The sequence below is a fragment of the Acinetobacter sp. BHS4 genome, assembly GCF_018454425.1.
In the GTDB taxonomy this organism is placed as follows: Bacteria; Pseudomonadota; Gammaproteobacteria; order Pseudomonadales; family Moraxellaceae; genus Acinetobacter; species Acinetobacter pittii.
Window position 1 is genome coordinate 723,868 of the sequence record NZ_CP075323.1, and the last position, 20,966, is coordinate 744,833.

Below are 20,966 nucleotides of genomic sequence, written 5' to 3' on the forward strand. Positions count from 1 at the left end.
CGATAAATCGAGGCTTTTTCTTGAGTTGACTAATGAAATTAATCAATTAATTTTGTCCAAAACCGTGATTCAGAGGTAGGAGTTAAGACGGTTGGAGATGCTTTTTAGCAAGGTCAAAGCATGGTTGAAGGTATTGTTAAAGACCCAGCAGTTAAACAACCGTTGCAAGGTACATTGCATTATATTGATTTAAATAAATTGGTGATGTTGTTTTTGACGCCTGAGATTTTGAATAAGTTGGGTGTGGTGAGAGATAGGTAGCTATCTTAATTAATTTTAAAATATGTTTCACCATTAGATAGTGAAACACATAGAGCTCGTATATTAAAGAAAACTATTTATATTGTGTAATTATTAAAATGAGTACTATATTTTATTATAATTTTTTTCTATATGTTCTGCTACTTCTTCTAGTGAGAATCCGAATCGTTGACATGATATTGTAATATCTTTGACTTTTAATTTTACAAAGTTTTCATGTGCTAAGAATTCATAATCAGATATAAATTTTCCATTTATAAAGTCAATAAGATCATTTTCATGAAAACTTGAATTTTTCCATAAACTATACTTGTTTGAGTTTATGGTGACTAGGCCTTTATCTAATAAGTTGTTTAAAATATAAGAGTTTATACATCTATAGTTGTTGTAGATATATCCATTGAACATTCTATTTGATAGGATAATTGCATAATGAAAATTTGCTTTATATAATGAGAATCCTATTTTTTTAGATAAACTTTGTCTAGTAGATTTATTTTTTATCATTTTTTCTAAATTATTTAACTGATTTGAAGCTTTTTGTATGTGTGAAAAGCTATTTCTTAGTTCAAACTCATTAACTGGGTGATATGAATTTTTACATTCAAAAATAAAAACATTGTTTCCTTTTTTTGCAATAATATCTATTTCATAAGCTCCTAACTTAACTTCAGTAGCAATGGAAAATCCTAAATTTATTAATTTTTTTTCTAAGCTTTGTATCATTTTGTCTCCATTAGAACTAATAGATAGGTTGTTGTTTATTTTTATTAATATGCTTCTAATAAGATTGGACTTTGCTAATATTGTTGGCGATATAATGAAATCATTACCTAAAGACAGAATTGGATTGTATTGAATGTCAAAATGGTCGTTAAGTTTATAGAAATCAGTTGATATAATATCTTTAACTAGTTCTAAATAGTTTTTATTATTACTATTTAGTGTTTTTTGTAGTAAATCATCCAAGAAAGCTATGCTAGAAATAGGTATTATTGATGCTAATTTTATTTTATTTTTATTGAATTTTATTTTATTTTTTTTTGAGATATATTCTATATATTTTGCTTATAAATTTAAAAATTCTTTGTATTTTTATAATGTCTAATATAGTGAAATTTTTATAAATAGGTTTATTTATGTAATTTGCGGAAATAAAATTATCAATAAAGAAGAAGTTTAGTAGAGATTTTTCTTCAAGATAAATGAAATCCGTTGTAAATAGTTTTAGTAAAATAGGGGTAGTAATTATTTTAGGGCAAACTCTAGGGAAAGGGAGTAGTCTAATTTCAGCAAATAAATTGATGTTTGATTCATTTAAAATTTTGTTAATTGTTTCCTCAAATGTCTCATTTTTTTGATTAATTTTTATTGTTTCGTGATGGATAGCATAGCGTTGTTGATCATATTGGATATAAGACATTGATATATTTTTTTCAAAAGATTCATTTGTTAATTTATAATTTTTATTATTTACTTTTTCCAAAAAATATTCAAAAAAATCAATTTTTATTTCAATTTTTTTGAAGCTCACTATAATTTTTGAAAGACTGATTAAGGTTGTATAATCTTTGTCATTAATAATATTCATTAAACTCGCATTAATTCCATTGGTATGTTGATTGTTCTTGATCTCTATAATTAAAAATGAAATACATTCTAAAATTAATTCAGGTTCTTTATTGTTCTCATATTCGTAAAAAATATCATCCGATTTTGCAAAAAAATATTTAATTAAATTTCTTTCAGATAGGATGAACTCTTTTATTTGATTAAAACAGTTTTTTGCTTTTTTTGAGGTCAGAAATAAATTTTGAATGCTTATTAAATATTGGGAAAATTTTTTAAAATTAGTGTGATTTATGGTTTCTTGGAAGAACATTGATATTACTTTGATGTCGAAATTATATTTTGATGGCCTAAAGAAACCAACTTTTTGGATGGATCTTATCACTAAATCTGGATTAGTTTTATCTAAAAATATTTTGTAAGTATCCATATTTGTTTGATTAATATGATTATTTTTATTTATTTGTTTGATAAGTGTCTTGAAATATTTTTCAATTTCGTCTTGCTTAAGCATAAAAAAACCCCACATTAAGTGAGGTCTTTATATCATTCAATCAATTAAATATGAATAAGTTAACCAATCAACTTCTTCATCAACTCATTCACTTGCGCAGGGTTAGCTTTACCTTTTGCTGCTTTCATGACTTGACCGACAAGACCATTAAAGGCTTTCTCTTTACCAGACTTGTACTCTTCAACCATTTTTTCATTGGCAGCAAGCACTTCTTTAATGATTGCTTCAATTGCACCAGTGTCGGTCTCTTGCTTTAAGCCTTTTTCGCTAATGATGTCATCGGCTGATTTACCTTCCGATTCCCACATAAAGCCAAACACTTGCTTAGCGATTTTGCCATTAATCGTGTTGTCCACAATACGTGCAATCATGCCGCCAAGTTGTTCAGCAGAAACAGGAGAGTCTGCTAAGTCTAGGCCAGCTTTGTTTAACGCACCTGAGAATTCACCCATTACCCAGTTTGCTGATACTTTACCTTGCTTCGCACCGCCAGCAGCAGCCACAACAGCTTCATAGAAGTCTGCCATTTCGCGTGAGAGCGTAAGTACGTGAGCATCGTACTCAGTTATACCAAAGTCTGCGATAAAGCGTGCACGGCGAGCAGCAGGGAGCTCTGGAAGTGCAGCGCGAGCAGCTTCAATTTGCTCATCAGCAATAATCACAGGTAACAAATCTGGATCGGGGAAGTAGCGGTAGTCATTCGCTTCTTCTTTAGAACGCATAGAGCGCGTTTCCATTTTGTTTGGATCGAACAAACGAGTTTCTTGGTCGATACTTCCGCCGTATTCCAAAATTTCCATTTGGCGTTCAATTTCAACATTGATCGCTTGCTCAATGAAACGGAATGAGTTGAGGTTTTTAAGCTCACAGCGTGTACCAAACGGCTGTCCCGGACGACGTAAAGATACGTTACAGTCCGCACGGAATGAACCTTCAGCCATGTTACCGTCAGAAATACCTAACCAACGTACTAGTGTGTGAATTGCTTTGATGTAGGCAACTGCTTCTTCAACCGAACGCATGTCTGGTTCAGAAACGATTTCAAGCAAAGGCGTACCAGCACGGTTTAAGTCAATGCCAGACATACCTTCAAATTGGTCGTGCACAGACTTACCCGCATCTTCTTCAAGGTGAGCACGAGTTACGCCAATGCGTTTTGTTGTGCCATCTTCAAGCTGGATATCAATGTGGCCTAAGCCAACAATTGGGTTATCCATTTGGCTAATTTGGTAGCCTTTTGGCGAGTCAGGGTAGAAGTAGTTTTTACGTGCAAACACAGATGCTTGGTCGATGTATGCATCAATACCCAAACCAAAGCGGATAGCAAGATCAACCACTTTTTCATTCAAAACAGGGAGTACACCCGGCATAGCCAAGTCGACAAGGCTTGCTTGTGTGTTTGGGTCTTGACCAAATTCAGTTGATGAACCAGAGAAAATTTTAGAATTGGTTGCAAGCTGAGTGTGAATCTCGATACCAATAACGACTTCCCAACCGTCAATCAATTTCAACTTTTGAGCTTCAGCCATTATGCATTCTCCTCAGCAATTGCCGCACGTTGAGTATGGAAATCGGTGTTTTGTTGGTATTGATGGACAATCGACAATAATTGTGATTCTGACCAATAGTTACCAATCAACTGTAAGCCAACAGGCAAGCTATCTTTATCAAAACCAACAGGAGCATTAATCGCTGGTAAGCCTGCCAAGTTCACTGCAAGTGTATAGATATCGCCTAAATACATTTCAGTTGGACTTAAGTTCGCACCAATTTTATATGCAGTTGTTGGTGCAGCAGGAGCCGCAATCACATCCACATTCTCAAATGCTTTTAAGAAGTCTTGTTGAATTAAACGACGTACTTTTTGTGCTTTCACATAGTAAGCATCGTAATAACCCGCAGAAAGCGCGTATGTACCAATGAGAATACGGCGTTGAACTTCTGGACCGAAACCTTCTGAACGTGAGCGCTTATAAAGATCCATCAAATCGGCTGGGTTTTCACAGCGGTAGCCGTAACGAACACCATCGTAACGTGACAAGTTAGATGATGCTTCTGCTGGAGCAATGAGGTAATAAGTTGGTACATAGGCTTCAGTCATGTTGAGATCGACCTCAACAAGTGTTGCACCCATTTCTTCAAGCTTTTTCAAAGACTCTTCAACACGTGCTTTTACGTCTGCATCTAAACCTGCAACGTTAAAGTACTGTTTAGGAATACCAATGCGTAAACCTTTTACAGGTGTGCCATTTAAATTTGCAACGTAGTCATCAACTTCCTTTTTAACCGAAGTTGAGTCTTTTGCATCGTGACCTGCAATTACATTCATGAGGTAAGCACAGTCTTCGGCAGAACGAGCCATTGGACCCGCTTGGTCTAAAGAGGATGCATAAGCAATGATCCCGAAACGAGATACACGACCATAGGTTGGTTTTAAGCCCGTTAAGCCACAGAATGACGCAGGTTGGCGAATTGAGCCGCCTGTATCAGTACCTGTAGCAAAAGGAGCTAAATCAGCCGCTACAGCCGCAGCAGAACCACCTGATGAGCCACCAGGAACGTGGTCGAGTGCCCATGGGTTACTTGTTGCGCCAACATAGGAGCTTTCAGAAGTTGAGCCCATCGCAAACTCATCCATGTTCACTTTACCTAAAGTGACCAGACCAGCTGCTTTAGTTTTTTCAACAACAGTTGCATCGTAAGGTGAGATGAAGTTGTCTAGTATTTTTGAACCGGCAGTTGTTTTAATGCCTTTGGTACAAAAGATATCTTTATGAGCAAGAGGAATACCCGTTAAAGCTGTTGCATTACCTGCTTTTAATGCTGCATCGGCAGCGTCAGCTTCAGCAAGAGCTTGTTCAGGCGTAACCGTCACGTAGCTTTTTACCAGTGGGTCAATTTTAGCAATACGTTTTAAATAGTGTTCAGTCAGTTCGCGAGATGAAAACTTCGCTTGGCTTAAGCCCTCAGCAAGTTCACGAATTGATAAGCGATGTAAATCAGTCATGAGTAAAATTTCTTTACATTCAAAATAGGGAAGATGGGTTAATTGAGTAAAAGTTATTCAATCACGCGAGGAACAAGATACAAACCATCTTGAGTTGCAGGCGCAACTGCTTGGTATTCATCTCGATGATTGCTTTCAGTTACCACATCAGCACGTAAAGGTTGAGGATTGTCAAAAGGACTTTTCAAAGGTTCTACGCCTTCCGTATCAATGCCTTTTAAGGTTTCCATCATGCCTAAAATTTTATTTAGACTTTGAGCATATTCAGCAGATTGCGTATCATTGAGCGACAATCGAGCAAGATTGGCGATTGCTGAAACTGTTTGTGCATTTAAATCTGCTGAATGCTGTGCATCCGATGTAGACATAACATCACCTAATCAGTATTAAAAATTTTCAAAATATCGTGCGTTATAATAAGCGATTGACTTGTTCAAATCATCACATTTAGTTTAAAGTTGCCACCTTGCATCCACATGAAAGTTTAACTGAGAACGAACCGTGATTCTAAAACGACTAATTGGCTTGTTTTCGCCGGATCTAGCCATTGATTTAGGTACAGCAAATACACTTATTTATGCACCAGGCCGCGGCATTATATTAAATGAACCAACAGTTGTGGCAATTCGTCACAGTGGTTCACAAAAAATTGTTGCTGCTGTAGGTCTAGATGCTAAGCAAATGCTGGGCCGTACGCCTGCGAATATTTCTGCAATTCGTCCAATGAAAGACGGTGTAATTGCGGATTTTGAAGTGACTGAAACCATGTTGAATCAGTTTATTGGTAAAGTTCACGAAAAACGTTTGTTCCCACCTGCACCTCGTGTAGTTGTATGTGTACCATGTAAATCAACTTTGGTCGAGCGTCGTGCGATTCGCGAAGCAGTATTTAATGCTGGTGCCCGTGATGTTCGTTTGATTGAAGAGCCTATGGCAGCAGCAATTGGCGCAGGTATGCCAGTTGAACAAGCATGTGGTTCTATGGTTGTGGATGTTGGTGGCGGTACAACAGAAATTGCAATTATTTCATTGCAAGGTTGCGTCTATGCTGACTCTTTACGCATCGGCGGCGATGTTTTTGATGAGCAAATCATCAATTATGTTCGTAAAGCTCACGGTTGTGTGATTGGTGAAACCACTGCTGAAATTATTAAAAAAGAAGTAGGTATGGCTGTTTCTGATGGTACAACATTAGAAATCGAAGTACGTGGCCGTAACCTTGCAGAAGGTGTGCCTCGTGCAATTACCGTAACTTCTGACGAAATTACTCAAGCCATTTCTGATCCGTTACAAAGCATTGTAAGCGCTGTGAAATCTGCTCTTGAGCAAACTCCTCCTGAACTTTCTTCTGATATTGCTGAGCGCGGTATTGTGTTGACAGGTGGTGGTGCGCTACTTCGTAACCTTGACAAGTTATTAGCTCAAGAAACTGGTTTACCAGTTGTTGTTGCTGAAGATCCTCTTACTTGCGTAACCCGTGGTGGTGGTAAAGTATTAGAATTCTTCGACAACCCGAACCACGACATGCTTTTCGTCGGTTAAGTTTAAGGATTAGGCGGTGCAACCGAATATTTTTTCAAGACAGCCGCCATCTTTCCGCTCGTTCATTATTGCGGTCATTACATGTTTGGTTGTGCTGTTCTTTGATTGGCGCATGCCTTATGTAATTCAGCCAGCAAGGGATGTCTTGTACGCTGCATATAACCCAATTTATGCATTGGCTAGTTATCCGGTACTGTCGAGAGAATGGCTGAATCAACAAACAAAATCTGAAGCACAACTGCGTCGTGAAAATACCGCGATGCAGGCTGAGCTTTTACAAGCTCAAGTCCGCTTACAGAAACTTTCTGAACTGTCAGCTGAAAATACCCGTTTACGAGGACTTCTTGATACACCATTAATTATTGATGGTCGTATGGAAATTGCCGAAGTGATTGGGACAGATGCAGACCCATTACGTCATATCATCATTATTAACCGAGGCTCTACAGACCATCTAAAGGTCGGTCAAACAGTTTTGGATGATAAGGGGATTATGGGGCAGATTATTAATGTATATCCTCATAGCTCACGTGTGATGTTGTTATCAGATAAAGAACATTCACTCTCTGTTCGTTTAGAGCGTACAGGAATGCGGGCGATTGTTTCTGGTACAGGTGATTTGGGCCGTTTAAAAATGGAATATGTCCCGACCAGTGCGAATATTCAGGTGGGTGATAAAGTGTTTAGCTCAGGCTTGGGTGAACATTTCCCAGCAGGTTACGCAGTGGGTACAGTTGCTAAAATAAAACGCCATAATTCAGGTGAGTTTGCTGAAATTGATGTAACACCATCAGCACAATTAGCAACAGGCCATCATGTAGTTGTACTTTTCTCTGAATCATTAGCGAAGGAGCAGCCGTATGCCGATCGCTAAACTTAAAGGAGAAAAGCGTAAAGATCCATTATGGGGAATTATTCTCTCCGTTATTGTGGGTTCTGTACTCATGGTTTATCCGCTATCTTATGATATTTCAGGATGGCGGCCACTATTCATGTTGATGATCATGCTATTTTGGGTAGTATGTCAGCCAACATGGTGTGGGGTCTGGTTTGCATTTGGGATGGGGATTTTTACAGACTTACTGCTTGATGCGCCTTTAGGGCTCAATGCCTTAAGTTTTGTAATTGTGACTTTTCTTACCCGTTTTTTAATTCGGGAACGCCGTATTTTAACTTTTGTTAATTTATGGACGATAGCAACGCTGGTCATTATTGCCCATTTAGCATTTATGTGGGTAACACAGACGATGGGTGGAATTCATTTTTCGATTGCTAGACATTGGCAACCTTTGATGACAAGTATCATCACGTGGCCAGTCGTCTATTATTGTTTGGCAAAATGGCGCATATAGTTTTAGCATCTAGCTCTCCTCGTCGGAAGGAGCTCTTACAACAGCTAGGTTTAGATTTTGAAATCTATAGTCCTGACATTGATGAGTCTGTTCATGAAAATGAGCTGGTTCATCATTATGTTGAACGATTGGCTAGAGAAAAAGCTCAAACTGTATTGAAGCTTTTTCCGGAAGCAATTGTTATTGCTGCTGATACAAGTCTGGGACTTGATGGTCAAATTATTGGTAAGCCTGAATCGAAAAATCATGCCTTTGAAATCTGGAAACAATTATCTGGACGTTGGCATGATGTGTTTTCTGGACTGTGCGTTGCGACTCAACAACAAATGTTAAGTCAGGTAGTGCAAACTCAAGTTGAGTTTCAGCACCTGACTACACAGGATATGGAAGATTATTGGACCACGGGTGAGCCTGTTGGAAAAGCGGGTGGATATGCAATTCAAGGAATTGCCTCGCAATATATTCCCCAAATTCAAGGAAGTTATAGTAATGTGGTAGGACTTCCTTTATACGAATTTGCACAGTTATTCAAAAGAGTAAAGACATAAGGGGTTGTTATCATTCTTCATTGAATAGCATTGTCGATGAACACTAGACAACGTTAAAGTTAACAGCTTCTCTGACTCTTTAATAAAAAATTTTATAATGCTTTGAGTTTATGTATGTCAGAAGAACTACTTATTAATGTCACGCCTATGGAGTGTCGGGTGGCATTAATCGAAAATGGAACTGTTAATGAACTGTATGTCGAGCGTACAGTTAAACGCGGTCTAGTCGGCAATATCTACAAGGGTAAAGTTGTGCGAGTGCTTCCGGGCATGCAAGCTGCCTTTGTTGATATTGGTTTGTCTCGAACAGCCTTTTTACATATCAATGATATGGTTTGGCCTCGTTCGCAGCCTACCCCGAATGTCTTTGAGCTATTACATCCTGGGCAAACCCTTACTGTCCAAGTAATGAAAGATATGTTGGGCACAAAAGGTGCACGTCTAAGTACAGATCTTTCAATCCCTTCTCGCTATTTGGTATTAATGCCGTATGGTAATCATATTGGTGTTTCGCAGCGTATTGAGTCTGAAGAAGAGCGAGATCGTCTGCGTAATATTATTGAAGGTATTCAATCTGAGCATAATTTACCTGGTAGCGTGATCGTCCGTACGGCTGCAGAAGGTGTGGATGAGGCAGAAATTGCACAGGACATGTGCTATCTGAGCAAATTGTGGGAGTACATTCAGCGTAAGCAGACTGACGTTGCTGTTCCTTCTTTAATTTTTGAAGAACTTCCATTACCTCAACGTATTATTCGCGACTTAGCAAGCGAAGAAACTGCAAAGATTTATGTAGATTCGCGAGAGATTCACGCAAAACTGCTTGAGTTTGTAGATGAATTTGTCCCGAATATGAAGAGCCGTCTCATCCATTATCCTGGTGAGCGACCACTATTTGATCTTTATAATGTTGAAGAAGACATTCAAAAAGCCTTACAAACTCGCGTAGCTTTGAAGTCGGGCGGTTATCTGATGATCGACCAGACTGAAGCCATGACAACGATTGACGTTAATACAGGTTCATATGTAGGTGGTCGTAGTCTTGAAGATACGGTTTTTAAAACCAATATGGAGGCGACTCAAGTTATCGCGCGTCAACTTAGACTGCGTAATTTGGGGGGTATTCTCATTATTGATTTTATTGACATGCAAGAAGCAACTCACCGTGAAGAGGTGATGCGTCAGTTTGAGAAAATGCTTGAGCGAGATCACGCGAAGACCAAAATTACTCAAGTGTCAGAACTTGGTCTGGTCGAAATGACGCGTAAACGAACTCGTGAATCATTAGAACACTTGTTATGTGAATCATGTCCAACATGCCAAGGGCGTGGTTTTGTCAAAACAGCGGAGACAGTGTGTTACGAAATATTTCGTGAGATATTACGTTATACCCGCGCATTTGAGTCAACGAGTGGCTTTACTGTTGTTGCCCATCCTTCTGTGATTGACCGATTATTAACAGCAGAAGCACCAGCAGTAGCCGATTTAGAGCATTTTATTAACCGTGTTATTAAATTTCAGGTCGAAAATTTATATACGCAAGAGCAATACGATATCATTTTAAGCTAAAGTTGTAACAAGATATCGCTTAATCCTTGTTACAACTGAAATTTTACTTTCATTCATGAATTTTAAATACTACTTACATACAGTAGCCCTAGACGTTCTCCCTATTAAACGTCTTAGCAAACAATAAGAGGTATAACCCATGAATGTAAGTGAAAACTTAATTAGCAACGGTCTTAAACATGTTTTAGAAAGCACGCCAGTAAATAGCTGCTATATGTTGAATGACCAAGGTAAAGAAGTACCAATCACAACTGCAATGATTCGTTCAGTATGTCATCAGTTGCTTAACCAGTGCCGCACAATCAAAAAATAAGGGGCCAATTCAAAGCCCCTTAATTTTCTAACTTGCTGAATGATGTTTCAGCTGTTTCTCTGCAATAATTTCTTCAAAACGTTGAATCTCATCTTCTAAATGAGTCAAAAGGTTTTGCATTTTTGGCAAAGCATTTCGACAAGCTGTTAAGCCAACTTCAAGCTTATCTAAATAACTGGTCATGGTAATGTTTAGAGCTTGTCCATCCATGACAATCGAAGCAGGGTAGAGCGCATCTAATTTCGCGCCATTCCAATAAAGTGGCTCACGTGGTCCTGGTACATTGGAAATCACTAAATTGAACGCCTGACGCTTAGGAAGCATTCCTGACATGATGTTTAATCCTGCCGGACCATAAACTACCGCACTATAGTTTAAAATTTCATTCGCTGTCATACGGCTAAAGCGTTGCTTTGAATTTTGCATGCTACGACGAATGATTTCTAGGCGTTCTAACGGTTGATCTTTATGCGTCCCTAAATTTGCCAAAATCATGGTAATTCGGTTACTCATGTCAGAATCATCTGTACGTAATGAAGCTGGAACCATGGCAATCAGTGGCTTTTTTGGTAAGCTGTTTTGGCTAATCAAATATTCACGTAAAGCGCCTGAACATACAGCCAGCACAACATCATTAATCGTTACGCCTAATGCTTTTGAAATTTTTCTAAGGCGGCTTAATTCAAATGATTGGGCCGCAAAACGACGTGAAGCACTAACTCTTTGGTTCAAAATAGAAACTGGTGCCTGAAAAGTAGAAACATAATCAGGATTTTTACCCATTTCCTTGAATATTGTTTGAGATAGCTCGTGCATAACTTTTGGAGCTATGTCGAGTTGAGATTTAATACCGCCTAAAATACTCTTAATTTTACTAGTACTTGGAGTTGGTACTTTTAGACGCTTAGCTCTTTTGCTCTCAACACACCATAAAGGAACAACATGTTTCTCTTCTGGTGTTTTTGATAGAGATTTCTCGATCAAACGCATACCCGCAACACCATCTACCATGGCATGATGGATTTTAAAATACATGGCAAAACGATTGCCTTCGATTCCTTCAATAATGTCACAAGTCCAAAGTGGCTTTGCGCGATCAATTAGTGAGCTATGCTGCTGTGAAATATACACCAGAAGTTCACGAATACGGCCAGGATGAGGCAAAGCAATGTGGCGAAAGTGATGATCGATATCGAACTCTTCATCTTCATCCCAAAATAAACCACTTAAACGGTTATTGAAGGGCGGAATAGGAATGCTCTTTGAGCGTTTAATATCTTCTACTAAATCATGTACAAAGGTTTCTGGTGCATTTTCAGGAATTTCAAATAAAAATAATCCACCGACATGCATGGGTTGCTGTCTTTTTTCGAGTGACAGAAAAATGAAATCAATTGGGTGTAATGGACGCATAAATCATTGTGCCTCATGCATTTTTCTAAGAAGCCCTTATATGAGCTCTTATTAGAATTATAGAACCGTAAAATTAAGTATATAGCGTTTAGAGTAGAGAAAATATGACTTTGTGTACGGAACGTGACATAAAAAAAACCACTGATTTGCCAGTGGTTTTTTGATATCCAATTACTTTTTCATATTACCAGCATGTAAGCCACACTCTTTTTGAGTGGCTTCTTCCCACCACCAGCGTCCTTCACGCTCATGTTGATTTGGTAATACAGGTCGCGTACATGGTTCACATCCAATAGAAACAAAACCACGCTCGTGAAGAGGGTTATATGGAATTTCCATCATACGGATGTAGCTCCATACCTCAGCACTTGTCCAGTTCGCTAGAGGATTATATTTAATGAGTTGCTTACCTGGGCCAGAGAAACCTGCATCAGCTTGTACTACAGGAATCTCTGTACGCGTACCAGGACTTTGATCTTTACGTTGACCCGTAATCCAGCCATCTAAAGTCGCAAGTTTTTTACGCAAAGGCTGAACTTTTCGAATACCGCAACATTCTTGATGCCCATCTGTAAAAAAGCTGAATAAACCTTTTTCGTTTACCATGTTTTGAACAGCTTCAGATTCAGGGAAACAAATTTCGATATTGATATTGTAGTGTTTACGGACAGTTTCAATAAATTGATAAGTTTCGGCATGCAGGCGGCCTGTGTCGAGACTAAATACACGGAAAGGTTTGCCTAAGCGTGAAGCAATATCAATTAACACAACATCTTCTGCTCCCGAAAACGAAATTGCAATTTCACCTTGTTGGCTTAAGGCAAGTTCTAAAATTTCTCGAGGGCTTTTGGTTGCATATTCAGCAGCAAGAGCATCTACGATATCAATAGTCGGAATAACGGTCATGTGTGTTCCTGGCAAAAGGCTTGGGCGCATTGAGTTATGAAAAATATTCTAAAGGATAGTTAATAAAGTGCTTAGCACTTTAATTTCGATCCTTATGAATAAAATTGATTTGATCAATAACAACGCAAAACTGAAAATCTTAATGGTATGATACAGCAATTTTTAACCAACGTTGGAAGCATTCATGGAAATCGTATGCCTAGATCTTGAAGGAGTTTTAGTTCCTGAAATCTGGATCAATTTCGCTAAAAAAACAGGGATTAAAGAACTCGAAGCAACAACTCGTGATATTCCGGATTATGATGTTTTAATGACTCAGCGCCTTAATATTTTAAAACAACACGGTTTAGGCTTAAATGATATTCAAGAAGTCATTGCTGAGATGGGGCCATTACCGGGGGCAAAAGAGTTTGTTGAATGGGTGAGTACGCACTTCCAACTCGTGATCTTATCAGATACCTTCTATGAATTTGCGCATCCTTTAATGAAACAATTGGGTTGGCCAACAATTTTCTGTCATAAGTTAGAGACAGATGAAGAAGGCATGATTACCGCTTATAAACTACGTCAACCAGATCAAAAACGTGAGTCTGTTAAAGCACTGCATGGCTTGAATTTCCGTGTAATCGCTGCAGGTGATTCTTATAACGATACAACGATGCTTGGAGAGGCTGACCACGGTTTCTTATTTGATGCACCTGCAAATGTGATTGCCGAATTTCCTCAGTTTCCAGCTATCCACGGATATGATGCATTAAAAGAAGCAATCCGTTCAGTTTCACAGCGTACAATCCCAGCTTAAAAATAAATAATAAAAAAGGCGCTTTAAGCGCCTTTTTTATATACATAATTTTTTAAACTTAGAATTTATAACCAAGTTTTAAACCATAAGCGATAGCGTTGTTGTCAGAGAATTCTGCAACATAGTAGTCATCGCTACCAGCTTGGGCACCAGTTTGAGCTTTTGCATCACCCAACCAGAAATATTTTACACCGCCAGCAATAAACGTTTGTGGAGTAGGGCTGTATTGAACACCTAAGCCTACGTTCCAGTAACCTTCAGTTGGACCTAAAGTTGTTACAGGATTACCTGCGCCAGAGTCCCAACCTACCGAAACGTTACCCGCCCACTTGTCGTTAAGTTTACGACCTACACCGGCATTCACAGACCACTGGTCATCAGAATATTCAACTAGATTAAAGCCATTTGGTCGGCTAGGAGTTGCTATTGGACCTACAGCTTCTGATACTTTGCCAAATTTATATGGACGAATTGCGAAATCTTTCCAATTTACCCAGCGTACATTCGCAAATGCGACTGTGTTTGCCATAATCCCTGTCTGGAAATCAAGGTTTACAGACTGAGGTGTAGTAATTGTAGTCTTGCCTTCTAATTGGTTAGCAGCAATAGCCTTGCCAATTGTTTGTTGAATCGCTCCAGCTTGGGCAGGAGTTAACTGACCAGCTGCAACTAATTGTCCAATAGTTGATCCAAGTGCTCCAGCATTGGCTGTAATTGAATCTGCAAGTGCAATTGTTTCATCTGCATTAATTTTATGGTCAATTTCTGAGCGGTATGTAATCGATGCCTTAAGTGCAATTTCTGGAATTTGGAAAGCGGCCCCAGCTAACCAGCCAGCTGCTCCATCTTCAGGAATTGAAGCGTCATAGCCATTATATAGGCTATATGCAGAACCTCTTAAATGAACATTTCCTTTAATCGTTTGGTATACACCGCCACCATAAAAGTTAAAATTTTCAGTGGGTTGGAATCCAAAGATCATCGAAATATTTTGGGTGTCAACCTCAACAGAAGTAGCACCTTGAGTTCCGCCTAAAGCACCTGTTGTAATTGGTAAAGTGCCAAGAATTGGATCTGATGGGCTTGCTACAAAAGCATTATTACCAGAATATTGTGCATCGGCTCCAAATGGTTGATCGTATAGTAAACCAAAAGAGAATTTATCAGTAAGTTGTAGTTTTAAGGCTGCGCTTGGGAAGTAATAATCTTCTCCCATATCACCAATATTACGACCTGTTTTGATTGTACCGGCTTCCTTACCAGCTACATCTGGGTCTAAAACAGAAATTCCAGCTTCAAAGTAATTACCAGGCTGCAAAAATGCAGAGATAGATTGTCCAGAGCGATCCAATGCTGCTGCAAAAACCCCAGTTGCAGGCAGCGTTGCTAAAATCATTGCAGTGCTCAGATGTTTTAATTTCATTTTAATCTTTCCTTGAACTTCAAGACATTTTTTTAAAAGTAACAGAGTTAAACCGTTTAAACTGTGTTGCCTTCAAAGCTCCTAATTACAAGTAATAGAAGCTTTGATAACTCCATGTAACAAAAATAGCATAATTACAATAAGAGTAAATCTGTTATATGAACTGAACAGTACTCACTTTTTATACAAATAGTGTCAATAATGGATGAAATATGAAGGAATATTTGTATTGTTAAATTAATTTAATTTATTGATATTTATATTTTTTATCTATTAGTGGTGGCCTTTGTTTTTATGACATTTTTGTCACAAATCCAAGAAAAATGGTCAAAGATTTTTTTGTAAAAATATGAATTAAGTGACTATGAAATGACTATTGGTTGTCATTTTTAGTTGATAAGTCTAGTTTCTCTACATCTGTATATTATTGATTCAATTTTATATTATTCATTTTATGAAAAAGTTTACCTTAATTTTTTTACCATTTGATCTATTTTTTGAGCGAATTTGGATTCTATATTTGAAAGTTATGTGTAATAAAAAACCGAAAATAATGATCTAAATTCGGTTATTCAATTTTAAGAGCTAAAACAGAGTATTAGAGTGGATAGAGTTTTTCATCAAATTGCTCAAGTTTGGGAAATTTTAATGAATCTAGCTGGTCAAGAGGAGTAAGGTAGATTACATAGTCTTCAAGAAGGTTCTGTCGTGCTTCTTGGCTAATATACGGTACATGGTAAGCAATGAATGGAGGTAAGACTTCAAAACCAGCATATGCCAAAGTACCACGTTGAATTGGGGATAAATAATTTTCAATTGGACCATGAATAGAGTTTTCTCCAAACATGTGTGTTCTACCACCGAGTGTTAAACACAACATCGCTTTTTTACCTACCATGCCGCCGTGGTTGTAAAACCGCTTGCCTCCATAAAAAAGCCCTGAGACAAATACGCGATCAATCCAACCTTTTAAAATTGCTGGCACAGATGTCCAATAAAGTGGGAAATTTAAAATGACTAGATCTGCTTTTTTTACCTTTTCAATTTCTGCTTGAATATCTGGAGCTAGAAGTTGATTTTTGCTGGCATTTCTTTGTTCTAGTGCATAGTTAAAATAGTCAGGCTGATTAAGCTCTAAGAAATCCTCTTTAGATGCAATAGGGTTAAATTGCATCGCATATAAATCTGAAATTTCTACACTGTGCCCCAATTTTTCTAAGGTTTGCTTAGCTGTATTTTTTAGAGCAGTGGTGAAAGACTGTGGTTCTGGATGAGCATGGACAATCAGAATGTTCATAAGGTAGGACCTGTATTCTTTTCAGAAATTGTGCTGTCTTGCAATTCAGCGGATTTTGTTTTGAATAACTATGCATCAATTTAAAAGCATGGCATAGTTCATGAACTGACAGTTTTTACCATTTCGCGCCATTTTATTTTGCTCATTGGGTTGTTTATGAATCCAGAATTACCCGGAACTTATATTAATTTAATCGTCGAGACTATTAAGCAGTGGGGTGTCTCTGGTGAGCAGCTTTTAGATGGAAGTGGAATAACCTTAGACCAATTAGAAAAGCCTTACTGGTATGTTGAGTTCAACACCTTAAATCAGCTTATTGAACGGGCGATTGAGTTATGCAAAGAGCCAGCACTGGCAGGATATTTAGCTTTAAATATGACAGCTTCATGTTATGGTTCAGTCGGAATGGCTGCCATGGTTTCTCCAAATTTAAGAGAAGCGCTGAAAATACTTGAACAATTCATTGGTTCACGTTGTAAGGTTTTTAAACCAGAATTAAAACAAGAAAATAATGATGCATATTGGTCCATTCATCAGCCCGTCAATGTATTTCAGCTGAGCTCAAATGCCAACATTTTTTTGTTAGTCGGTTTTGTTCAAATTGCGAAAAAATTAACAGGGCTTTCTCATTTGGGAAAAGTTGAATTACAAATGCCAGAGCCGATAGGTTTTAACCAAATCAGTCATCAACTGGCTGTGACTTGTTTATTTAATCAAAAGTTTAATCGTTGGATATTCCCAAAAGAGTATTTAGCACAGCCTGTATTAACAGCAGACCCAATGCTAGCGCCGTTGTTAAATGCGCAATGTAAGCGGGATATAGAGAAATTAAACTTAAAAAGTGGTTGGAAAGGTCAAGTCAAACAAGTTGCCGAAAAATTGCTTTTAAATGGGAATATTGACGCATTAAAAGTTGGGCAAGTGGCTCATATCATGAGTATGTCGGAGCGAACTTTGCAACGTTATTTAGCTCTTGATCATACTAGTTTTACCCTCTTGGTAGACTCACTAAAAAAAGAGCATGCCCTGAAACTTTTAGCTCAAAATAACATGTCGATCGAAAAAGTCGCTTTAATGCTAGGTTATGCCGAGACTTCTCACTTCACTCGTGCGTTTAAGCGCTGGATGGGGATGACGCCTAAATATTTCCAAACCCAGCATAAAATAGCGGATTCAAATTAAAGGACCAGAAATTTAACTTCATGGCCTTTCATTTATCATATGAATTAATTAAGTAGATTGTTCTGGCTTAGATGAGAGTGATTCAATCACTTTAAAATAGCTAGGTGGTGCCGGAACATGGCCACGCTCTCCCAATAAACGATGCATACGCGGCAATTTGAAGTAGGGCACCGATGCCATTAAATGATGTTCCATATGGTAATTGACATGAATAGGCGCCACAAAACTTCTAGCAATCCAACCTGCACGTGTTGTTCGTGTATTGGTTAAAGCTGTATTACTCGTTTGCATACCTGCATGTTCGGCCATTGAGCGAATTCTTAAAAATAAAGGAAAGGGTGTTAAATAAGCTAGGGGCCATAACCAATAAAATCGTTGTTGACCAAAAGCTTTTAAAACACAATAAAGAGCAACATTGGTAGCAATGGCGCCGCTACTGTTTTTTATAAGACTTTTGGCATAGTCAACGAAATCTTTATTGCTTCGATCTAACCAGACTTGATCATTTGCAACGGTCCATTTCATTAGATCTAGATCCATTAATACTCGGCCAAAGCTAAACTTTAATCCCGTCATACCCGTTAAGTCGCGTAAAAATTTACGAGTAAGCGATTTTTTGCTTACAGGAAAACCAGAAACTAAAGAAAGATCTGGGTCATCTGGAGTAGAGGTTTTTGCATGATGACGAACATGATGTACGCGATATTTTTGTAGATCATTCCAGATTGGACGGGCGCATAGCCATTCGCCTACAAAGTCATTTATTTTTTTATTTTTGAATAAGCTCTTATGAGATGCATCATGCATCAAAATTGCTAGGCATAACTGGCGACCCGCCAATATGGCCAAAGCTAGCATACAAGCAAGTAATTTTCCCCAGTTAGGTAAGTAATCCCACATCATGATTAAGCTAGCAAATGTTCCGCCAATAACGGCCCACGTACTAGCAACAGCCCAAGCACCGTATATATCTGAGGGTTGTGTTAGTTCCTGTATTTCTTCTCTGCTAAATAGATCGGTCACACTCACTTGTGCATTCATTTTTATTCTCCCAAAACAGATTTTTGGTATTCATGTCAAATATTACAAATATAATTATAAAATTTTAAAAAGTGAAATATTTGTTTGTAAAAAAATAAATCGCCCGTTAGTGGGCTAATTCATTTTCATAAAGTTTCTGCCATAGCTTTTGTCCAATCGAATCGAGCTGTTGTACATTTTGAGCAAACTGATTGCGGGCATACTCGTTAACAAATGGAGAGGGTAGTAGAGGATCATTCATGAGTAAGGTAATCGTTTCACGGCCTAATAACAAAGCTTGGGTAGCGGCCTCATTTAAGGATAAATTTTTATAATTCAAAAGCCATTCTTGAATATCTTGACTATACATCTCATAGTTTTTTTCAAGTTGTTGGGTATCCCACAAAGAAGGAATTAACGAAACTGTTTTTGAGTCAAATTTTTGAATAATAGAAATTTTAGCTTCATTTTCAAGCCCCGCTAAAATAAGCTCTTCACATGTTTTTTCAAAGCTATACGCTAAATTATCTGGACGTATATAAATGCCAGTTTCGAGTTCTCTAAAACCAAATTGACTTAAAGTGCGTTCTCTTTTTTTTAAAGCGGTCCGATCAATACGACCTAAAGTTCCAGTGAAGACTGCCAGATATTGATGTTGCCATTCTTTAGTCTGCTTAATGCCATTTTTACGATTCAAAATGACTTTTGCCCATTCTTTGGTTGATGGTGAAAGTTGATAAATGCCGCGTTCTACGCTTTCTATCATGCCTTCATTTAATAGCCGAGTTGTCGCAACACGAATACCATTGTCACTCATATTAAAAAGTTTAGCGGCAATTAATATTTGTTTAATGGTGAGTTGAGGGTAGGCCGAGGAAAGAAATAAATCGATAATGAGATGGCGTGCATTAATTTTGGTATTTTTCATTCAGATAGAATTTTTGATATGAGCTGCATTTGTTCAGAATAATATCATGTTTTTTTAAGGACTTTTTAAGATCATTTTGTAGAGTAAGTAAAGGTAAAAAGCTTTATCTATAACAAGAAAAACCTTGGCAGTTCTTAACCAAGTTTTATCTTTTTACGATAGTTAACCCAAGTTTGTCATCATGATGTGATACATTATCGCACTTTAAATAAACTGCCTTTAACTAGGGGCAATAACCACAAACGTTAGAAATGATCTGATATTGGACATGTGATAAGTCTAATTTGAGACTTACCAATTGCGATTAAACAAATTTTAGGTCGTTCTAATGATTAACTTTCTTTGAGCAAGTTATGGAAAATTTTGAAGTTATAAAAGCACTGTTTTTAGGCTTTGTCGAAGGCTTAACTGAATTTTTACCAATCTCGAGTACAGGTCATTTAATTTTATTTGGTCATATTATCGATTTCCACTCAGACGGCGGTCGTGTATTTGAGGTCGTAATCCAGTTAGGTGCTATTTTGGCAGTGTGCTGGTTATACCGACAAAAAATAATTAACTTGATTAAGGGATTCTTTAGTGGTGATGTGGAGTCACGTCATTTTGCGATTAGTGTGCTTATTGCATTCTTTCCAGCAGTCATTATTGGTGTTCTAGCTGTCGACTTTATTAAAAGTGTTCTATTTAGCCCAATTGTGGTTGCGATTGCCTTAATTGTCGGTGCCCTGATCATTTTCTGGGTTGAATCTAGACAATTTGAACATAAGACACTCGATGCAACTAAAATTACTTTTAAGCAAGCGCTTTTAGTGGGTCTTGCTCAGTGTGTGGCGATGATTCCAGGAACTTCACGTTCAGGCGCAACAATCGTAGGTGGAATGTTTGCGGGCTTATCACGTAAAGCTGCTACAGAATTCTCTTTCTTCCTTGCTATGCCAACCATGTTGGGCGCTGCGACTTTTGACTTGATTAAAAATGCTGACGTACTCACCTCAGACAATATGGTTAATATTGGCGTAGGTTTCGTTGCTGCTTTTATTGCTGCGCTGTTTGTTGTAAAAGCATTGGTACTGTTTGTAGAACGTCACACTTTACGTGTATTTGCTTGGTACCGAATTGTCCTCGGTGTAATTATTTTAATTGCAGCCATGTTCTTTAATTTATCGGCTTAAATAGCCTGATAAAGTGAAAAAACCTAGAATGCTCTAGGTTTTTTTATGCCTAAAAATTGATTTGAATTGCCTATTTATACAAAGTAAACGTAAGACAGATGTTTTCATTTTGGGTTCATTGTTATATTGATTATTAGATTACCTCTCA

Annotated in this window: 20 protein-coding genes and 1 pseudogene; 10 read left to right on the plus strand and 11 right to left on the minus strand. The window is 37.7% G+C overall.

Annotated features, from left to right (window positions below; all coding sequences use genetic code 11):
• Positions 1-55: 55 nt before the first annotated feature.
• Positions 56-261 (plus strand): annotated as a pseudogene (locus KIP84_RS03560) (hypothetical protein); the annotation flags it as partial.
• A 105-nt stretch (positions 262-366) separates the two neighbouring features.
• Here the strand turns inward: KIP84_RS03560 and KIP84_RS03565 are convergent.
• The 5 genes from KIP84_RS03565 to gatC all read right to left on the minus strand — a co-directional run bounded on the left by KIP84_RS03565 (position 367) and on the right by gatC (position 5,719).
• Positions 367-1,230: a hypothetical protein gene (locus KIP84_RS03565; protein WP_213689342.1), complete on the minus strand. Its 864-nt coding sequence runs from the start codon at positions 1,228-1,230 to the stop codon at positions 367-369.
• A 64-nt stretch (positions 1,231-1,294) separates the two neighbouring features.
• On the minus strand, positions 1,295-2,344 hold the full coding sequence (locus KIP84_RS03570; protein ID WP_213689343.1) for a hypothetical protein: 1,050 nt from the start codon (positions 2,342-2,344) through the stop codon (positions 1,295-1,297).
• 59 nt (positions 2,345-2,403) lie between these two features.
• Entirely contained in the window at positions 2,404-3,873 is a 1,470-nt protein-coding gene (gatB, locus tag KIP84_RS03575) for an Asp-tRNA(Asn)/Glu-tRNA(Gln) amidotransferase subunit GatB (protein ID WP_199113925.1), read from the minus strand.
• A complete protein-coding gene (gatA, locus tag KIP84_RS03580; protein WP_199113927.1) occupies positions 3,873-5,351 on the minus strand; it encodes an Asp-tRNA(Asn)/Glu-tRNA(Gln) amidotransferase subunit GatA in 1,479 nt (492 codons plus the stop codon). The genes gatB and gatA overlap by 1 nt, the downstream gene beginning before the upstream one ends.
• A gap of 53 nt (positions 5,352-5,404) precedes the next feature.
• Positions 5,405-5,719, minus strand: coding sequence for an Asp-tRNA(Asn)/Glu-tRNA(Gln) amidotransferase subunit GatC (gene gatC, locus KIP84_RS03585; RefSeq protein ID WP_000107699.1), 315 nt, complete (start codon positions 5,717-5,719; stop codon positions 5,405-5,407).
• A 133-nt stretch (positions 5,720-5,852) separates the two neighbouring features.
• On the opposite strand from gatC, the gene KIP84_RS03590 reads away from it, so the two are divergent.
• The 6 genes from KIP84_RS03590 to KIP84_RS03615 all read left to right on the plus strand — a co-directional run bounded on the left by KIP84_RS03590 (position 5,853) and on the right by KIP84_RS03615 (position 10,675).
• Entirely contained in the window at positions 5,853-6,893 is a 1,041-nt protein-coding gene (locus tag KIP84_RS03590; RefSeq protein ID WP_000601379.1) for a rod shape-determining protein, read from the plus strand.
• Between the two features lie 16 nt (positions 6,894-6,909).
• Complete coding sequence (gene mreC, locus KIP84_RS03595) at positions 6,910-7,767, plus strand: rod shape-determining protein MreC (RefSeq protein ID WP_002116449.1); 858 nt, start codon at positions 6,910-6,912, stop codon at positions 7,765-7,767.
• Positions 7,754-8,245, plus strand: coding sequence for a rod shape-determining protein MreD (gene mreD / locus KIP84_RS03600; protein ID WP_199113928.1), 492 nt, complete (start codon positions 7,754-7,756; stop codon positions 8,243-8,245). The genes mreC and mreD overlap by 14 nt, the downstream gene beginning before the upstream one ends.
• Positions 8,233-8,793, plus strand: a complete 561-nt coding sequence (locus KIP84_RS03605) for a Maf-like protein (RefSeq protein WP_005064410.1) — start codon at positions 8,233-8,235, stop codon at positions 8,791-8,793. Before mreD ends, KIP84_RS03605 begins: the two co-directional genes overlap by 13 nt.
• A gap of 114 nt (positions 8,794-8,907) precedes the next feature.
• The gene (rng, locus tag KIP84_RS03610; protein ID WP_005064412.1) at positions 8,908-10,362 is read left to right on the plus strand and encodes a ribonuclease G; all 1,455 of its coding nucleotides are present in this window, start codon (positions 8,908-8,910) and stop codon (positions 10,360-10,362) included.
• A 139-nt stretch (positions 10,363-10,501) separates the two neighbouring features.
• Complete coding sequence (locus KIP84_RS03615) at positions 10,502-10,675, plus strand: PA1571 family protein (RefSeq protein WP_002116397.1); 174 nt, start codon at positions 10,502-10,504, stop codon at positions 10,673-10,675.
• Positions 10,676-10,702: 27 nt separating this feature from the next.
• Here the strand turns inward: KIP84_RS03615 and KIP84_RS03620 are convergent, their stop codons facing one another.
• Positions 10,703-12,088, minus strand: coding sequence for a wax ester/triacylglycerol synthase family O-acyltransferase (locus tag KIP84_RS03620; RefSeq protein ID WP_005064414.1), 1,386 nt, complete (start codon positions 12,086-12,088; stop codon positions 10,703-10,705).
• A 171-nt stretch (positions 12,089-12,259) separates the two neighbouring features.
• On the minus strand, positions 12,260-12,994 hold the full coding sequence (locus tag KIP84_RS03625; protein WP_005064416.1) for a phosphoadenylyl-sulfate reductase: 735 nt from the start codon (positions 12,992-12,994) through the stop codon (positions 12,260-12,262).
• Positions 12,995-13,178: 184 nt separating this feature from the next.
• Between KIP84_RS03625 and thrH the strand changes: the two genes are divergently transcribed.
• Positions 13,179-13,796, plus strand: coding sequence for a bifunctional phosphoserine phosphatase/homoserine phosphotransferase ThrH (thrH, locus tag KIP84_RS03630; RefSeq protein ID WP_002116438.1), 618 nt, complete (start codon positions 13,179-13,181; stop codon positions 13,794-13,796).
• Positions 13,797-13,854: 58 nt separating this feature from the next.
• Here the strand turns inward: thrH and KIP84_RS03635 are convergent, their stop codons facing one another.
• Together KIP84_RS03635 and KIP84_RS03640 are read right to left on the minus strand one after the other, a co-directional pair.
• Complete coding sequence (locus KIP84_RS03635) at positions 13,855-15,219, minus strand: outer membrane protein transport protein (protein WP_069123977.1); 1,365 nt, start codon at positions 15,217-15,219, stop codon at positions 13,855-13,857.
• 598 nt (positions 15,220-15,817) lie between these two features.
• A complete protein-coding gene (locus KIP84_RS03640) occupies positions 15,818-16,516 on the minus strand; it encodes an NAD(P)H-dependent oxidoreductase (protein WP_213689344.1) in 699 nt (232 codons plus the stop codon).
• Positions 16,517-16,672: 156 nt separating this feature from the next.
• On the opposite strand from KIP84_RS03640, the gene KIP84_RS03645 reads away from it, so the two are divergent.
• Complete coding sequence (locus tag KIP84_RS03645) at positions 16,673-17,698, plus strand: AraC family transcriptional regulator (RefSeq protein WP_213689345.1); 1,026 nt, start codon at positions 16,673-16,675, stop codon at positions 17,696-17,698.
• A gap of 48 nt (positions 17,699-17,746) precedes the next feature.
• Here KIP84_RS03645 and KIP84_RS03650 read toward each other — a convergent pair whose 3' ends face one another.
• Together KIP84_RS03650 and KIP84_RS03655 are read right to left on the minus strand one after the other, a co-directional pair.
• Positions 17,747-18,739 carry a fatty acid desaturase family protein gene (locus KIP84_RS03650; protein ID WP_213689346.1) on the minus strand — a complete coding sequence of 331 codons (993 nt, stop codon included), beginning with the start codon at positions 18,737-18,739 and terminating at the stop codon, positions 17,747-17,749.
• Between the two features lie 106 nt (positions 18,740-18,845).
• A complete protein-coding gene (locus KIP84_RS03655) occupies positions 18,846-19,646 on the minus strand; it encodes a PaaX family transcriptional regulator C-terminal domain-containing protein (RefSeq protein ID WP_086265292.1) in 801 nt (266 codons plus the stop codon).
• Positions 19,647-19,999: 353 nt separating this feature from the next.
• On the opposite strand from KIP84_RS03655, the gene KIP84_RS03660 reads away from it, so the two are divergent.
• Positions 20,000-20,818 (plus strand): undecaprenyl-diphosphate phosphatase, encoded by an 819-nt coding sequence (locus KIP84_RS03660; RefSeq protein ID WP_002116515.1) that lies wholly within the window; start codon positions 20,000-20,002, stop codon positions 20,816-20,818.
• The last annotated feature ends 148 nt before the right edge of the window (positions 20,819-20,966 follow it).

Coding starts and splice junctions, on each gene's coding strand:
- KIP84_RS03625 (WP_005064416.1), bottom strand. CDS start 12,994: ATGACCGTTATTCCGACTATTGATATCGTAGATGCTCTTGCTGCTGAA.
- thrH (WP_002116438.1), top strand. CDS start 13,179: ATGGAAATCGTATGCCTAGATCTTGAAGGAGTTTTAGTTCCTGAAATC.
- KIP84_RS03570 (WP_213689343.1), bottom strand. CDS start 2,344: ATGCTTAAGCAAGACGAAATTGAAAAATATTTCAAGACACTTATCAAA.
- KIP84_RS03660 (WP_002116515.1), top strand. CDS start 20,000: ATGGAAAATTTTGAAGTTATAAAAGCACTGTTTTTAGGCTTTGTCGAA.
- mreD (WP_199113928.1), top strand. CDS start 7,754: ATGCCGATCGCTAAACTTAAAGGAGAAAAGCGTAAAGATCCATTATGG.
- gatC (WP_000107699.1), bottom strand. CDS start 5,719: ATGTCTACATCGGATGCACAGCATTCAGCAGATTTAAATGCACAAACA.
- rng (WP_005064412.1), top strand. CDS start 8,908: ATGTCAGAAGAACTACTTATTAATGTCACGCCTATGGAGTGTCGGGTG.
- KIP84_RS03655 (WP_086265292.1), bottom strand. CDS start 19,646: ATGAAAAATACCAAAATTAATGCACGCCATCTCATTATCGATTTATTT.
- gatB (WP_199113925.1), bottom strand. CDS start 3,873: ATGGCTGAAGCTCAAAAGTTGAAATTGATTGACGGTTGGGAAGTCGTT.
- KIP84_RS03645 (WP_213689345.1), top strand. CDS start 16,673: ATGAATCCAGAATTACCCGGAACTTATATTAATTTAATCGTCGAGACT.
- gatA (WP_199113927.1), bottom strand. CDS start 5,351: ATGACTGATTTACATCGCTTATCAATTCGTGAACTTGCTGAGGGCTTA.
- KIP84_RS03620 (WP_005064414.1), bottom strand. CDS start 12,088: ATGCGTCCATTACACCCAATTGATTTCATTTTTCTGTCACTCGAAAAA.
- KIP84_RS03635 (WP_069123977.1), bottom strand. CDS start 15,219: ATGAAATTAAAACATCTGAGCACTGCAATGATTTTAGCAACGCTGCCT.
- KIP84_RS03605 (WP_005064410.1), top strand. CDS start 8,233: ATGGCGCATATAGTTTTAGCATCTAGCTCTCCTCGTCGGAAGGAGCTC.
- KIP84_RS03640 (WP_213689344.1), bottom strand. CDS start 16,516: ATGAACATTCTGATTGTCCATGCTCATCCAGAACCACAGTCTTTCACC.
- KIP84_RS03615 (WP_002116397.1), top strand. CDS start 10,502: ATGAATGTAAGTGAAAACTTAATTAGCAACGGTCTTAAACATGTTTTA.
- KIP84_RS03650 (WP_213689346.1), bottom strand. CDS start 18,739: ATGAATGCACAAGTGAGTGTGACCGATCTATTTAGCAGAGAAGAAATA.